The sequence below is a fragment of the Paenibacillus sp. MABNR03 genome (assembly GCF_050455445.1).
GTDB classification, from domain to species: domain Bacteria; phylum Bacillota; class Bacilli; order Paenibacillales; family Paenibacillaceae; genus Paenibacillus; species Paenibacillus xylanilyticus.
Genome location: NZ_JBCIYR010000001.1, coordinates 1,358,465 through 1,375,631, shown reverse-complemented (window position 1 = coordinate 1,375,631; position 17,167 = coordinate 1,358,465). Strand labels below are relative to the sequence as shown.

Genomic DNA, 17,167 nt, shown 5'->3' with positions numbered 1-17,167 from the left:
AGCATCTCGAGGCGTTTGCAGGTCTTGATCCTGGAATTTTTAGTTCAGGGAAGTTTACGGCGACAAGCACACGAATAACGAAACGAGGCTCGAAGAGGCTTAGACATTCTTTATATCTAGCTGTGCAATGCGGAGAATTTGAATTTTGCCGACGTACAATTCATTTCTCCGATTTTCAACATGCTGGGCATTACAGGAAAGATTTCTCCCGAAAGAGCGATTATATGCTGGATTTCTTCGATATACAATTGTCGAGGGACAGGGGCAATTAAATAGAAAGATGAATCCCGAATGGGAATCAAAAGTTAGAGAGTTTACCTTGAATGAATCGCAAATGGACTTTGTGTTTTTGCCCAGTAAAGCTCTTGATTTCTTCCGAAATGAAGATTGTGTACCTGTTGTTTTTCTATTAGGAGAAGAACCTGTAGGTTTCTTTGTCTTGCACAATAGTGAAGAAGTTTACGATTTTACAGATAGTGATAAATTAATCTTTTTACGGGCATTTTCTATCGACAGAAAAAACCAGAGAAAAGGGTATGCTACATTAGCAGATAGCTCAATAATATCAAAAAGCTGATCCATGTAATCAGCAACTTTTGTTCAAGCTTGTCGTCATATTTTTGGTAACGAACCGAAGGATTCGGAAGTTTTAGAGTTCGTTAGCGAGAAAATGATGGAATTGATGAGCCTCACGGAATTAAACTAAGACATCATAAATCATAACTAGAGGAGTATTTGTTAGGGAAAGTGACGATTTTTCCGGACTTCAAAATTACACGAGAGAAGTGTTCGGACCTGAAGGGGCTTCAATCATGTCTCAACGACGGAATCGATGTCAGAGGTTATTTACATTGGACCACGTGTTTGATAACTTCGAGTGGCAGGCAGGATACAGCATGACATTCGGTCTGATTGAGGTTGATCGTGCAACGCAGGAGACGGAAGCCTAAAGAGAGCGCACAATATTTAGGTATCATCGCTCAATCGACAATCGGATGAACTAATGCTCGTTTTAAACAATAGAATGATAAAAAAAACGTAAGCTGTTGATCAGTATAGACACCACTGTGGTAGTGAACTATGAGAGAACAGTGCAAGATTGAACTTCAAACGATTAAGAAGATCATACCAAAAGTAGCACAATCCAATATACTATCATATTGGACTTTACTGATGATTATATAGGATCTTCACTATCAACGACTGTCCCCTCAGCGTGGGAGGGGCAGTCTGATTATGTGATTGATACTGACTTGATTTATATACGCTAATATCAAATTAACGGGCAAGTTAACGTAGGATAAGAAGAATAAGAAAGAAAAGCTTTGGCTTTTACAAGAAAGTCATTGCATCCAATGGTTCAGACTTGGACTAGAATCATCAGACACGATATAATTATTAATATGTATCATTACAATAACCTCTTGGATTTTGGATCCAGGAGGTTTTTTAGAAATATTCAGGAGGGATATATCTATGAACCGTCACTATACCCAACTCAGGAATGGAGTGCAGATGCCATGGATCGGACTTGGCGTCTGGACGCCCGAACGTGATGATGCTACGGAAGCTATTAAACAGGCTTTGGAAATGGGTTACAGGAGTATTGACACAGCATCGGCTTATGAAAATGAGACACAGGTGGGCAGGGCTGTAGCTGAGTCAGGAATTCCAAGAGAAGATATGTTCATAACCACAAAAGTGGCTAACGGGGACCAAGGGTACGACTCGACGCTGCATGCATTCGAATCCAGCATGGAGAAGTTGCAATTGGACTATTTGGATTTATACTTGATTCATTGGCCGGTCGAGGGGAAGTCCCTTGATACTTGGAGAGCGCTAGAGCATCTGTACAGACAAAAAAGAGTCAGAGCCATCGGCGTAAGCAATTTTCAAATCAATGATCTGGAAGGTCTGTTGTCTGTGGCGGAAGTTGTTCCCATGGTCAATCAAATCGAATTCCATCCTAATTTGACTCATATGGAATTAAGAGTTTTCTGCAAACAACATCAAATTCAGATGGAAGCCTGGTCCCCATTGATGAAGGGTCAGCTGTCTGGCAATGAAACGCTGGAGAGTATCGCAAGTAAACACGGCAAAACGGTAGCGCAGGTCATCCTGCGTTGGGATATACAGAGTGGTTTTGTAACTATTCCCAAATCATTTAATGCAACCCGGCTGTTGGAGAATATTTCGATTTTTGATTTCACGTTGACCGAAGAAGAGATGAGCAGTATTGATTTGTTAAATAAAAATGAGAAGCTCCCCAAGCCTGATATGAGCAAGTTCCGATCCCGATCATAAGTAACCTAAATCCTGGTGATGTATGAAGTAGGGTGTAATTTTGCAGTTGTTTTTTCTTTGTAACTTTCTTAATATACATCTGACCTAAAGCGCACTAAAATTTTCTAAGAAGCTGTGATACATAAAGAAAGGGGAAATTGGACGGCACCACAATACTTGGATAACTCTTTGCGCGTACTGACAAAAGGAAATTGCATCAGACAGTCCGCTTTCTAGCTTATTATTTAAATATCGAAGGATAGGAGCTCCAAGTCGGAGCCAATAAGCTGATTGAACAAAAGCTGTCTGGACAAATTAGTGAGAAAAATTTCCTGAGAATGCAAAAGGCTTAGCTAAACTTGAAAAATGATCCGTCCATAATAGTGTGAAACTTTACGTACAATTATTTAAGGAGGGTATCTTCACATGAAACGTATGTCAATTTCTGAATTGAATGAAATTTTAGTAAAAGCAACATTCTCGGCCAGACAAGAGGCCAAAAGCAATGGTGTGCCCATTGTATATGAAGAAAATGAAAAAATGATCAAGGAGTATCCGGATGGCAGAAAAACAGAGATCATATATGAAGAAAATGGTAACAAAAAGGAAATTGAATACCCATGAGCAAACCCGTCATGACTGTTTTTGCTGGAACAAATGGAGCAGGGAAAAGCACACTAACCAGGAACTTTAACGATCAGTTAGGAGAGGTTATTGATCCGGATGCCAGCGAGTAGAAATGCGAGTAAGGAATGGTGGACATCATATTCCAGAAGAGGATATCCGAAAACGCTATGACCGATCGATCGGTAACTTACCTGTAGCATTAACGTTATCCGATCGCTCTTTTATTTTTGATAACACCTCAAAATTTAGATTAGTAATGGAGGTAGAAAGGTTCAAACTTTATCCAAAGATATTCCCCAGTGGGTTAAAGGTGCCTTTTTAAAAGGATCGGAGAAAGAACAAGATCACACTCATGCGGAAGTGAAGCAGCGGTTGTGCCGAAAAAGACGGATTTGTACCAATTATCTTACCTATTAAATGACTATATCGGTATTAGGTACAAAGAAGAAAGAGGCCAGGGTAAAGTTATAAGCACATTCATTATTTCAAATATTGTCCTTTAAAGTCGCTATTATAGCGACTTTTTCTTTTATCGCTTTAGCCAGTTGAGCAGGCGCAACAAAACTGGAAATATTTGAGTGTAAGAACCTACTACATAAACGAAGAGATTAGTCATGGAATAATCAAAGCTAAAGTCGCAAAAAAATGTGGAAGTAAAATCCAAAATAACGATTGCTTAATCAGTCATTGTAAGGTAAGATTCAACTATCAAATTTCTATCTAAACGTTTAAACAGCTACTGAACGATGGTTCGTATGCTTAGACAGGAGAGACCTATGAGAAAAACCAGCATAAAGGACATCGCACTTAGGGCTAATGTTTCTATCGCTACAGTCTCCTATGTACTTAACGGCACTCGTAATGTCCGTCCCGAAACGCGCAGAAGGGTCCAGGAGGCCATCGAAGCATTGAATTATCAACCGAACGAGATTGCTAAAAGTCTCAAACGTAATCGTACCAACACCATTGGTGTTATTACGGAGGATGTGACTGTATTTAACGCTCCGGATATTATCGATGGTATAAACGACTTTGGAGACCATCATGACCTTCATATCCTGCTAGTCAACTTAAGGCTCGACAAACGAATTGGCCGCAATTTTCAAGACGTCGAAGCATACCGTAAATATGCAACCAATGCTGTATCTGAGCTGCTTGGTAAACAGGTAGACGGAATCATCTACATCGGAGTTCACACTCGCGACTTAACAGGTCTGATCAATGTTGAAGGTAAGCCAATTATATACACCTACGGATATACACAAGATGATATTTCAATTCAGTATAATGATGAACAGGCATCCTATGAAGCGATGTCATACTTGGTAAGAATGGGACACAGTCGCATCGCCATTATTAGTGGCTTAATGGATTCAATCCCTTCAAGACGCCGATTAAACGGTTATTACAAGGCAGTCACCGATTTTGAATTGCCGTTTGACCCTTCCTTAATAAAGATGGGGGATTGGGAAAGAGATTCTGGCTATAGGTACGCTAACGAGCTACTCGACATGGATAATCCACCCACTGCAATCCTGTCAATGAACGATGTTATGTGCGTCGGGGTTCTTCAGGCCGCGAAGGAAAAGGGACTTAGCGTTCCTGAAGATATTTCTATAGTTGGTTTTGATGATAGGGAATTCAGTGATTACCTGAGCCCACGTCTGACAACAATGGGATTACCGCTTCATGAGATGGGATATTTAGCGATAGAAACCCTTTACCGCCTAATCAATGGAGAAGATGTTCAAAACCTAACCATGCCGGAATGCCGCTTGATTGAGCGCGATTCTGTTCGGATGCTGGAAGCTTAAAAGCTAAAAAGGAGCATGCGAGTTTCCATACATAAAATGCACGTAGGCTTCGCAATATCATAGAGGAATTTAAGTTTCTCTATTCAGTAAAATTTAAACGTTTAACTTAATTTTGATCGGTGAAAGGGTGATCTGGATGACCATTCTCAGCAATGAAAAATTTAAGATCGAGTTTGGTGAACGTGGTACCGTTCAGTCATTGGTGATGAAAGATGATCCCCATGAGATGAATTGGGTAGTAGATCCTCATTATTTGCGAGAGATTGGATTTCAAGAGGATGAGGATAAGCTCTTTGGAGAATGGAGTTTGCAGTTGAATGACAGGCTTGTTCAAAGTCCGATGATTGAGCCCAATATTACGAAACATAGCACACACCATGTTACCGTTGAGTTCCAAGACGTACAGGTCAAAATCTTGTTTTCATATTTGCTCGAAGGCGATCAATTCCGCTGGGGTATCAAACTGACCAATGAATCGGATGAGAGTATTAAAATTCAAGGGTTTCATGTTTGGTTTTCACTCGCCTATATTATGTTTAGAACGCAAGATGTGTACCGTAACATGCAGGAATCCTGCGCCGTGTTTACGCACATCGGTGGGAACTTTGCCAAGTTTGCTGCTGTACGGCGTAGTAACGTAGGGCCTCATCTCGGAATCTACACGCTCAGAGGAATTACATCCACATTAGGTTCTCTTTGTCGGTATTGTAACCGCTTTCTAGAACAAGTTTCTCCATCTTTGGACGGCTTGTTATACCACAGACTTTCTTTGGTGGAGGATGGGTCCTCATTAAAAGATTTGGTACTTACCGATTGGATATATAATGACGCTTACAACTCTTTATCGTTAAAGCCTGGGCAATCGGAGAATTGGGAGTACGGATTTGTGTCATTCCAGAACCTGGATGATTTCTACCACCAAGGCAAGGTTCTCGGACATCCTCACTGGAGCTTTACACCCGTTGTGCCTGAAGGCGGACAATTCACAGCCTCAGTCCGTCTGCCTAGGGATCTTGAAATAAGGTCGTTAAAGCTATACAGTGCGCCTGGACACGCGAATGGCATCGAAGAGCAGGATATCTCGACACTACTGGTTTCTTCAGAAAAGTCTATGTTACTAGACTTGGGCTCTAATCAAATTAGTAACCCTGTCGTTGAAAAGGAGTTCATGGTAACCCTACCTGCTGACGTACCGGGAGAACGTAAACTGGAGTTGATACTCAAGGACGGACGTCGTGACATGCTGGTTTGGAATGTCCTTGAACCTGTTCATACCTTACTTGAAAAGCGAGCAGAATGGCTAGCATTACATAGCTATGAAGGTGGGGAGGCAGCGGATCGGCCCCATGCGTTCCGTCCGTTATCTAACCAAGGTGAGTCACTGGGAAAATTGGCATTCTTATTGATGAAAAATGGGATGTCTTCACCTGTTCCCGAGCAGGTTGCGAAGGCGGAAGCAGCTGCAGTGTTGGATATGAAAGTGCACTGGTTCATTGAAGGTGATTTGTCTCGTCCGAAACCGTTGTACGGTAATTTTTATCGTATCTACGATTTCGATTATATCGCACATGTTTTTTATCTATTATCACAAATGGATGAAGAGCTACTTCATCTGCATTCTCCTTCCGAGTATTTGAAATGGGCCGCCGAAGTCATGTGTTTGCGACTTGATCCAGATTGCCATTCAGGTCAGCGAGAAAAGGATGAATCGCGTCTAAATGGTGTGTTTATTTTTTACATACGTGAACTAATACAAGCATTAAAAGACAAAGGATATGCTGAATTACATAATCAACTACGACAGTTATGGGATCGCTTTGGTCGGGAAATGGAAATTGGTGTTCGGCACTATGGCGGAGCCGTTACAGAGCACTTTTATGATAATGCCGGGTTTGGTCCAACGTGCACAGCATTATGTTTTATTGGGCATATTGACGAGGCTTCACAATATGGTCAGCTTATTTTGGCGAATATCGGATTCAGCAACGACTATAGGCTGCAGAATCCGGATCGATGGTGGGAAGCACTGTCTCCAATGATTCATTCCTTATGGGGCGGGTTAGCCGCATCATCGGCACTTGTTGCATATGAACATCTCGGTGACCCGAAATATCTGGAAGCAGCTTATCGCTCTACGATGGCAATCTTTCATTGCTATGACTGGAACGTAAGATCCACCCCGCGAAGGCTGGAGCAAGGTGAAGCCGCATCGACGTATAGTGTATCTGCACCCAACTTGAACATGCCGGAGTTGTCGCGTAATCGTTTCGGACAATCGGTGTTCGTGGGAGCAGACGATCCGCTGTTTGCCGCTTTGTTCTCCGATGTATCGGGAGATGACTGGGATATGGGTGAAGAATTAGTAGCTTATTTGCTGGGGTTTGGAACTACGACGTACCTCTATCGGGATGGAGAAGGCATTTTAAAATGTGTCAACGGATTCGTCACAGAAGAGCATGATGGCTGGACCGTGAAAAGTTATGCGGCGTACCCATCTAGGTACGTATTCCGTGAAGAAGACTTAGATTTCAGAGCTCCTCAAGGAACTTTGCAAAAGAGCATTCGACTGGAACATGGAAAGTTTTCCGCTTGCCTATGACCATTCTATAAACTCGGCAGTACCATTCGTTCTAAAACAGAGATTATACAGGCTTTGGCCCACGAGAAGTATCATATAAACGTCCGGATTGAAACAAGACCATGTTTTTAAGTTAAACGATTAAATTCGTTGACTTGAAATAAATAGCATTGAAAAAGGGAGGAAACAAACATGAGGTTCGGTAAGCGCAAGTTGATTCTGTCTCTCGCATTAACCTTGGCTTTCTCCACGCTAGCAGGTTGTTCTGGCAATTCGGACACTTCTGGCAATGCCAAAAATGCAGCAGCGGGTAACGGGGATACATCCGCTGGGGGCATCACCCTTGAGTTATTGTATTGGGGCGATGACGTACAGAAACAACTGGTAGAATCCGCTGCAGAAAAATATACGGCGGACACCGGGGTGAAAATTAATGCGCAGGTGTTGCCGGCAGACGGCACATTCGACACCTTCATCCAGACGAGGCTTCAGTCCGGAGAATTGCCGGACATCAGTTACATGGGGGAAGCTGACATTCAAAAGTATAATGAGATGGGCATTTTAGAAGACATTTCCGACCTGCTTGCGGATGGAAGCATTCCGGAGAAGCTTCCTGCAATCACTATCCATACACCTGAACAGAAAGTTATTGGTGTAGGCTTGTCCAACCAAATGGAACTGTTGTTCTATAGCAAATCGAAATTTGATGAGGCGGGCGTTTCATATCCACCTACCAAGGTTGAAGACGCCTGGGATTGGGATACCTTTGTTGCCAATGCTAAGAAGCTAACCAAGGATTCGAGTGGTAAGACAGCCGCCGATGCTGGCTTTAATGCTGAATTGACTGAAAACTACGGTCTTGGTTTTACGGCAGGGCGTGAATTTCATCATTTCTGGGCAGCGAACGCCAATGGAGGAGGCATTGTATCCCCGGATGGAAAAGAGTTTCAATGGGATTCGCCACAAACGACAGAAGGTATTCAAAAACTGGCTGATCTTGTGAACAAAGACAAAGTTGCTTCTGCCTTTAGCTACACTTGGAGTACTGGAATAGGCTCCGCTGTGGATGCCTTAAGTGGGGGATATGCTATGGCTGTGAGCGGATCCTGGGATTTAGCAAATATCAAAGGCAATGAAGATATTGGCGTAGGCGTGCTCCCGAAAATGGAGAAAGCAGTGACCATGAATGCTGGAGCTCCACTCGTAGTGTACAATACTTCCAAACATATCGAGGAAGCCAAAAAATTCTACGCTTATATGGTTAACCCAGAAAATAGCCTAGATTTGCTGAAAAGCGGAGCATGGCTGCCCAATCAGGCGGACTGGTATACAGACCAAGCTTTAATTGATAAATGGACCGCCGAACTACCAGCAAGTGCGAAGGAAACCATCCTTAGTTATGCTACGACCGAGGGTGCCATTATCCAATGGCCAGCGTATTATGTTCCGGCTTATTTAAAAATGAACACAGAATACGAAAAGTCGATTGACCAGGCATTATCTGGCCAGAAAAGTGTCAAAGAAATTTATGATGCAATTATGCCGGCAATCAAGTCGCTGTGGGAAAGCGGCAAGGTTTCCTAACCAGAGGAAGGAAGTTTGAATTCGAAAAGAGAGGCTATGCTTATGAATCCAGAACGCAAAATCGGTTCAGAAACCGTTCCTGGCAGAAGAATTGCCAAAGGTGCCACCAAAGAGGCCATTGCCGGATATCTTTTTGCTGCCCCAGCCATCATCGGATTTTTGGTGCTGACGATGTACCCAATGCTAGCCAGTTTATATTACAGTTTTCATAAAATTACGATTATGAGCGGCAGTCAGGTCATGGAATGGATTGGGCTAGATAACTTCAGGTATATTTTCAGCAATCCGAGCTCTGAATTTAAAAAGTCGATTACGGTTACGCTGGTTTATGCTTTTGTAAACGTTGCACTCGTTATCGTGTTCTGCCTGACCGTTGCTTTGCTGTTGAACCGTAAGTTTATTGGGAGAAATTTGCTAAGAGCTATCTTCTTTCTCCCATCCGTCATACCGATGCTAGCGACAACGATCGTTTGGCAGATGCTATTGCAAAATCAGGCCAAAGGCGGGCTCGTCAACTGGATTCTACTTCAAATGGGCATTCCGCCTTGGGATTTTCTCAACGATCCACTTCAGATTTTCTACACTTTGTTTATTATGAGTCTGTGGACATGCGGCGGGACAATTGTTGTATTTATCGCCACGTTACAAGACGTCCCTGGTGAATTGCTGGAAGCCGTTGAGATGGACGGAGGCAACGCCTGGCATAAGTTTTTGAAGGTAACTTATCCAACGATTAAACCCGTACTCTTTTTTCAGCTCATCATGTGTATGATGACGTCAATCCAGATTTACACCCAAAGTGTGGTGTTATCGAGAAATGGCGCGCCTGACCGAATGACATACTTTATCAACGTCATGATCTACGACCATTCTTTTGTACAAGTGGGCATGCGAGGTTTAGCATCGGCCGAAGCTTGGATCGTATTTCTGATTACTTTGGTGATTACGGGCGTGTTGTTTTACTTTCAAGGCGCGCTCAAACGTGATGATGCTATGGGCAAACGAAAGTGGGTGAGATAATGGAGACGGCACCTGCACCGATGAAATATACGAGCATCAAGAAGGCTAAAAACCGAAGAAGAGCGATTCATTTTGGCTTGATTGTGTTATCTCTCCTGCTTGCATTAATTTTTGCTTTTCCATTGTACTGGCTGTTACGTGGCGCAATGGTAAGTCATTCGGAAATATTGGCCAGACCGCCTGTATTTTTCCCAAAGGAGCTTGGGTTTGAGAATTTCAGGCTAGGACTGGAACGGATTCAGTTCTGGCGGCAGCTATGGAATTCGGTCTCCATCGTTGTTCCGTATGTCATTGGCACCGTCATCACAACCAGCTTTGCAGCATACGCATTTGCCAAATTACGATTTCCCATGCGCGGCGCCTGGTTTGTGCTGGTTATCAGCAGTATGATGCTGCCTAGTGCAGTTACATTGCTTCCACAATTTTCGTTATATACATCGCTCGGGCTTGCAGGCAAACCTGCTCTTATTATTCCAGCCTTTTTCTGCGCAGGCGGCAATGCATATTTCGTTTTTCTGCTCAGACAATTTTTTATGACAATCCCTGCCGAACTGAGTGAGGCGGCTAAAATCGACGGCGCGGGTTATTTCCGCATCTATTACCGGATCATGCTGCCGCTCATTCGTCCTGCCATGATCGTTGTTGCATTGTTCAGTTTTATTAACTGTTGGAATGAATTTTTCTACACCATGATTTATCTGAAAACCGAGGCTGATTATACCTTGCCTATGGGCTTGTACATGGTGAACGGAATGCGTATTCCAAACTATGAGCAGGTCATGGCGCTTGCACTCATCGTAACACTTCCCTGCCTGGTGTTTTTCCTGATCGGCAACAAATATTTCGTTGAAGGCATTACGTTGACGGGAATTAAAGGTTAATAAGGAGGAGACGAAGCAATGGCGAAAAAGAAGAGGAAATGGGCAACAAAAATGTGGGTGGCCGCTTTGGCCACCGTCGTAACCTTGAATACAGGCATCATACCTGCATCGGCGAACTATACGACAGACTTTATTCATGAAGGCGTAGGTACCGATTATGGTGATGCAACGTGGAAGAATAATCAGATCGTAAGCGAGCCCGTGGATTTCAGTCAGGAAACTGTCGGTCAAATGATGAATGCCATTGAAGATTTTGATTTTGACCAATTCGCTGCAGATCATGCAGACTTACCATGGCTCGATAAGTTGCTGGTTAACGAGGGTGTCATCCCAGACGATAACAATGATGATGGCAGTGCCAACACTCTCTTCAGCCGGGGAAGCGCGCTGTATATGAAAACGCAGAATAACCGGCAACTCGGTTTTGTCGGGACCGTACATTATGCGGATACCCTGAACAAAGATACGATGTACAACATTACACTTTCTACGGGAGCCGTTGTCGAAGACAAGGCTGCTCGTAAAAACTACCCTAGCCATGCTGACCAAACCTACAAAAGTGGCGGGCTCGACATTAGCCAGCGCAAATTTATCACCTCCTCTAACAGTGCAGTTACGCTACTGAAGTTAACCAATAACGGTAATGCGCCAATTACGTTAACGATGACTGTCAAATCTCCATTTGTAACCGAAGCTGAGGGAGATGAATTGATCGGCAAACGGGTGGCTGCCCCAATTATGGTTGGACGTGCCGGAGAAAAATATGTGGAAGCGATGTCCCATGTTGACGTTCATCTCAGCGGAAATGGCATGATGCCTGTTGGCAATGATTTGGTGAAAGAGATTACGGTCCCTGCAGGCACATCGGTGGATGAGAAAGTGGTCATGGGCTGGTTGGCGGAAGAAATCCCAGCATCGAAAACACAGTATGCTGAATTTAAAGCTAGTAATAATGAAAAGGCTTTCAATGATCAGGTGAAGGAATACAACGAATGGTGGGCACAAAATATCCCCTACATCGATATTCCAGACGAAAATGTGAAGAAGGTTCTGTATTACCGTTGGTGGTCCAATCGCTTCAACTTGCTGGAAGCAAACATTCCCGGAAACGACTGGCAATTCCCGATGAACATGGAAGGGGTGCTGGGTTATAACAACGGCATCACAGTTAGTGTTCCGTGGGTGTTGCAAGATTTGAAGTGGCTGCGAGATCCATCTTATGCCTACGGGACTTGGCTAGCCCAAGGCGAGTATTCTGAAAATGCCAATTACAAAAACAATCCGGGGCGACCAAATATCTGGACATGGGACATGATGCAAAATACCTCGCAAGTCGGTTGGGAAGCGTACAAGATTTATGGTGGCGGAGAAAAGGTGTTGAAAAAATTCGCTGATTTCTCAGCAAGTGATGTGACGGGCACACTGAATCATTTCCGGGGAACCAATCCTGATTTGGTTTATTACAATCACGGACCAATTACCGGCAATGATGGTGACACGGTGTCCATGCACTGGAAAGGAAACGGAAACTATGCGCGTTTGGACGGTTCCTCGACAGCATATGCAAACGCAGTAGCCACGAAGCAAATGTACGAACAACTTGGGGATGACACAAACGCGAAGCGCATGGAAGAGGTGGCACAGCGAATTCGGACCGCCATTCTGAACAACATGTGGTACGACGAAGCAGATTTTGATGGTGACGGCGAAGCTGACACGAACGGTGAAGGCAGCTTTTTGCACAAAAAAGTCATCAACCAACAAGACGTATTCAATCCATGGCGTGACAACAATATGTTTGTGTTTAACTTCGGTGTAGTGCCGAAAGAAGGGGAGGCAGGATACGAATCCAAGTACTTGACCCAATTATCCGATTACGGTGATCCGAACTATTACCCGATTTTCCCATTCTTCACGGCAGATCAACACAGTATCATGAAACGTGTGGAAGCATTCCAGAATGGAGAGACCAGCGCGTTTGGAACGGACCAGTTCGCTTGGTGCAACTTTGGGAATTACATCAATACGATTCGTGCTTCCTTGCGCCATTACCCCGTGGAGAATATCAACAGCGATACGTACAAAACGTTGTTTGACTGGGGTGCTTGGTTACACACGGTTGAACCAGGCAATACCGATCACCTGGATTCCAATGAGTTTTTCTGGTTGGAGGATTATTTCTTTGGTACGCCTTGGACACCGCAAAATCCGCCAAACCCAAGTGGGAAGATGGTTCGTGCCTGGATTCACCACGATACGCTGGGCATGATGAATTATTCCGTCATGGAAGATATGGCAGGCATTCAGCCAAGAGCGGACGATAAAATCGAGCTATGGCCACTGGATATACAATATGACCATTTCGCCGTGGACAATGTGCGTTACCATGATGCCAATCTGTCCATTGTGTGGCAAGACCCGGCCAAGTATAGCGATAGCGATCCATATTACAAAGATATCCCTGTGGGATACTCATTGTTCATCAATGGCGAACGTGTCATGACTACGGACGAAATGTCGCATATCATTTTTGATACAGCCACGGGCAAGGTAGAAAAACCGGACGGTGACGTGCCAGGTGCTGTCGGAGACAACACAAACACCAACGTCATTTATGAAATTGGTAGCGCTGTTAATCTAGCTTCGGCAGACGATACTTCACTTGTAGGCAATGAAAAAGCAGTTGACATGTTCAATAAAGCAGGAGTTGATGTGGAGCACAACGGCGTAAACCTGGCAACGGCAGCTGGTACTACGGTTGAATCCAGCTATATCCATAGCAATTCCAACGTGAACAGACTGGCAGATGGATCTACGATTGCGTCCATTACCCATACCTCGAATACTGCGTTATTCGGCGGATCGCCGAATCCATCGGATTCAGTTACGTTTCAATTTGATGGAGCCCAAACGGTGGATAACGTAAAAGTGTACTACTATAATGACCGGCGGCCAAACGGCTATGCAGCTCCGCAAACGTTTGGTGTGGAATACTTGGATGCGGACGGCACAACATGGAAGCCTGTAGAAGGACAATTCCGTTATCCAAATTATGTGGCCGAAAATTACAATAATGTTGAATTCAGTGCGGTGAATACATCGGCTATCCGAGTCCATTTTACGCATGCGTCGGGCTATTCAACAGGAATTAAGGAAATTCAAATCTACAATAACGATCTGAACGTTACACCTTCGGAGAATCTTGCACCAAAAGTGCAACTAGACCTGCCGGTGAACGTAGAGCAAGGAGCTCCATTGAAGTTGGCACCAGTAATTACAGATGATGGTCTGCCAAGCGGGCGTTTGACGTATGCATGGAATCTAGTATCAGGTGATGCTGGTGCAGTGCAGGCAGAGACACTGGATCAGGCGGCATTGAATGTGACATTTGGCGCGGTAGGTGAATACGTCTACGAGTTGAGCGTTAGTGACGGGGAAGAAGTCACGAAGGTAGAAGTGCCCATCACGGTATATGTAGCGACGGCCCAATTGTCTAATGTCATTGCTAAGTTTGCAGATCGGATATCGCCGCAGGGCAAACTTGTCCGCAATGCCGATGACTTCACGCCGGAGTCGTGGCAGGCATTGCAGGCAGCATTGACAGAAGCCAAGGAACTGCTTGCGCGAGATGATTATACGCTTGATGAAGTGCAGTCCATGACGAATCGAGTTCGCCTTGCTGAGGAGAGTCTTCGTTACCGTAATGCTGCCCTATTGGCTACGCCAAGTGCTTCTTATACATCGGCATGGGAATCTTTGAACTCGGTGAATGACGGGTATATTCCTTTAGTCCCTGGAAGCATCGGCAACCCAGAGATTGAAACGCAATATGGAAACTGGGGATCGCCTAATCAAAGTCATTGGGTGGAGTATACTTGGAAAACACCTGTGACCCTGTCTGGCAGTTCAATGTACTTTTATGATGATGGAGGCGGTGTACAGGTACCAGCCGATTACGACTTTGAGTATTGGGATCAGGAGATAGGCGAGTATGTGGCGGTTAGCGGACTTAGTGAGAAGAAAATGGAAAAGGGAAAATTCAACCAAGTCACCTTTAATGAAGTCACGACCGACAAATTACGATTTACGATGAAAAACCAAAGCAGTTCGGTGTACACCGGTTTAAAAGAATGGCGTGCTATATCGGCCAAACCTGAAGGGGAAGAACCACCTCAAACGGACCATGGAGCGATAACAGCCATTGAGCCAGCATCAGTTAATACGACCATCAACGTCATGCCTGAGTTGCCTTCACAAGTCACCGTGACCTATGAAGACAAAACGAAAGGGCTGGCTCATGTAGTATGGGATGAGATTCCTGAAAACAAGCTATCCATTGCAACTGATTTTGTTGTGCTTGGCAGTGTGGAAGGAACCGACCTAAGAGCAAGCCTTCGTATTTATGTCAAATACGATAAGTCCCGCCTGAAAGCGGCCATTGATGCTGCATCAGATCCTTCCGTGAACGAAGAAAACTATGTTGGCACACCAGAACAATGGCAAACGTTGCAAACAGCTTTGCAGTTAGCTAGTGATGTGTACAATAATGACGCTTCGACCGAAGGAGATATCGATTCAGCGTACAAAGCGTTGCTGGAAGCTTTTGAAGCCCTAGAGCCCATAGAAGAACATAATGTAACGATTATCGGGATAAACATTCCAGGCGGTTCTGTGGATCAGTTGGCCAAGGAAATTGTTGTTCCGGAATCAACTACGCTGGATGAACTTAAAACTGGTTTAAACGTTCCTGCAAGTGTGACATTTGCGGTTTACGAATCTGATGGGTTGACGTCGGCCATTGATTTGAAGACAGGATACAAAGTGACGTTAACAGGTTCTGATCAAATCACAACGAAGACGTATACTGTCCTGAAGGTTACAGAAAATCCGCCAGTAAACACAGCTGCGCTTCAAGCAAAGCTGAATGAAGTAAGGGCATTGAAACAAGAACGCTATACGGCGGCAAGCTGGCAGAACTTAGCGGAAAAGATTTCCACTGCCGAACAATTGTTGACGAGCGGATCGGCTTCACAGGCTGACATTGATGCTGCGGTTCTCGCGCTGGATTCTGCCATTGCTGAATTGAAACTGCTGCCGACACCAACACCGACTCCAAGCCCATCACCATCGGCTCCAACACCAGTTCCAGTACCAGCCCCTACACCTACGGATCCGAAAGAGCTTACGCCTGTTACCGTGAGCCAAGGCAGAATCGAAGTGAAAGCAGCTGCCACCGGCAAAGATGGTAAGGTCAAAGTTCAACTCAAAGACAGCGATATTAAAGCAGCGCTGGAGGATATGAAGGACGGAAAGTTAACCATTGTCATCCAAAAGGATTTGGAAATACAACAAGTCGAAGCCTTGCTTCCGTGGAAGACGCTTAGTACTACGAAGTCTTTAACCAGTGTAAAAATTGAAATGGGATCAACCGTGTTGACGATACCTCATCAATTCCTAACTGCGATTAGGGACATCACTAATCTGGGAGTGGTCTTTGAAGCCGTCGAACCAAGCCAGTTGCCAAAACAAGCTGGAAAACTTCTTGAAGCAGACTTAGTCAGCAACATCACGGTGAAAGCAGATGGGAAAAGTATTTCTTCTAAAGTACTACATGGAAAAGGACTTAGACTAGCCATGCCTTATCAGTTGAAGGAAGCGATGAAAGGGCATCAAGTGGTTGCATTTACACTGAATGATGCCGGTATAGCCCAAGCTATTGTTGGCGGTAAATATGATGCATCCACAAAAATGTTTGAGTTTAACATGGAGCAGAACGGCATGTTCGGAGTAATTGGCGTAAACGTTGCCTTCAAGGACTTGATCAATGTGAACTGGGCTGTGGAAGGCATTGAAGCCCTTGCTGCAAGAGGAGCTGTTGAGGGAACGGGAGCTGGAGATTTCAATCCGGCATCTCTAGTAACCCGTGCAGAATTTCTTAAAACGTTGATGACCACATTCGATTTATTGGATGAATCCACTAAAACCGCATTTAGCGATATCAAAGAAGGCACATGGTATAGCACTTCAATCGCAAGTGCGCATAAGCTGGGCATTGTTAGAGGGAAAGCAGATGGTAGCTTTGGTCCTAATGAGCCAATTACCCGCGAGGAAATGGCCGTAATGATTTATCGGCTTGCAGGCAATTTGAATGTTACGCTGCCATCTGAAGGGGAAGAGGTTTCTACGAAATTTGCTGATTTGAAGAATCTTTCATTGGAATCCTTGGCAGCAATAGAGGCTGTTCGCAAGGGTGGTTTTATTACAGGCATGCCAAATGGTAGGTTTGACCCGAAAGGTCAGACCACACGTGCGCAAGCGGTGACAGTCATTTACCGATTGCTGACTAACCTAGAAAAGTAGAATCTGGCCAACTCTATAAT

Annotated in this window: 10 protein-coding genes and 2 pseudogenes; all 12 read left to right on the top strand. The window is 44.4% G+C overall.

Annotated elements, in window-relative coordinates:
- Positions 1-5: 5 nt before the first annotated feature.
- Positions 6-155: pseudogene (locus AAIH57_RS05885) on the top strand (transposase); the annotation flags it as partial.
- Between the two features lie 125 nt (positions 156-280).
- Complete coding sequence (locus AAIH57_RS05880; protein WP_430020908.1) at positions 281-577, top strand: hypothetical protein; 297 nt, start codon at positions 281-283, stop codon at positions 575-577.
- 27 nt (positions 578-604) lie between these two features.
- Positions 605-706: pseudogene (locus AAIH57_RS05875) on the top strand (DUF2992 family protein); the annotation flags it as partial.
- 106 nt (positions 707-812) lie between these two features.
- Positions 813-950 carry a family 1 glycosylhydrolase gene (locus tag AAIH57_RS05870; RefSeq protein WP_430020907.1) on the top strand — a complete coding sequence of 46 codons (138 nt, stop codon included), beginning with the start codon at positions 813-815 and terminating at the stop codon, positions 948-950.
- Positions 951-1,476: 526 nt separating this feature from the next.
- Positions 1,477-2,304, top strand: coding sequence for an aldo/keto reductase (locus AAIH57_RS05865; protein WP_175398612.1), 828 nt, complete (start codon positions 1,477-1,479; stop codon positions 2,302-2,304).
- 405 nt (positions 2,305-2,709) lie between these two features.
- Entirely contained in the window at positions 2,710-2,907 is a 198-nt protein-coding gene (locus tag AAIH57_RS05860) for a hypothetical protein (RefSeq protein ID WP_175398611.1), read from the top strand.
- A 779-nt stretch (positions 2,908-3,686) separates the two neighbouring features.
- On the top strand, positions 3,687-4,724 hold the full coding sequence (locus AAIH57_RS05855; protein ID WP_430020906.1) for a LacI family DNA-binding transcriptional regulator: 1,038 nt from the start codon (positions 3,687-3,689) through the stop codon (positions 4,722-4,724).
- 136 nt (positions 4,725-4,860) lie between these two features.
- The gene (locus AAIH57_RS05850; protein ID WP_430020905.1) at positions 4,861-7,323 is read left to right on the top strand and encodes a hypothetical protein; all 2,463 of its coding nucleotides are present in this window, start codon (positions 4,861-4,863) and stop codon (positions 7,321-7,323) included.
- Positions 7,324-7,494: 171 nt separating this feature from the next.
- Entirely contained in the window at positions 7,495-8,886 is a 1,392-nt protein-coding gene (locus tag AAIH57_RS05845) for an extracellular solute-binding protein (protein ID WP_430020904.1), read from the top strand.
- Between the two features lie 42 nt (positions 8,887-8,928).
- Complete coding sequence (locus AAIH57_RS05840) at positions 8,929-9,906, top strand: carbohydrate ABC transporter permease (RefSeq protein WP_430020903.1); 978 nt, start codon at positions 8,929-8,931, stop codon at positions 9,904-9,906.
- Complete coding sequence (locus AAIH57_RS05835; protein ID WP_175398606.1) at positions 9,906-10,787, top strand: carbohydrate ABC transporter permease; 882 nt, start codon at positions 9,906-9,908, stop codon at positions 10,785-10,787. The genes AAIH57_RS05840 and AAIH57_RS05835 overlap by 1 nt, the downstream gene beginning before the upstream one ends.
- A gap of 18 nt (positions 10,788-10,805) precedes the next feature.
- Positions 10,806-17,147, top strand: a complete 6,342-nt coding sequence (locus AAIH57_RS05830) for an S-layer homology domain-containing protein (protein ID WP_430020902.1) — start codon at positions 10,806-10,808, stop codon at positions 17,145-17,147.
- Positions 17,148-17,167: the final 20 nt, after the last annotated feature.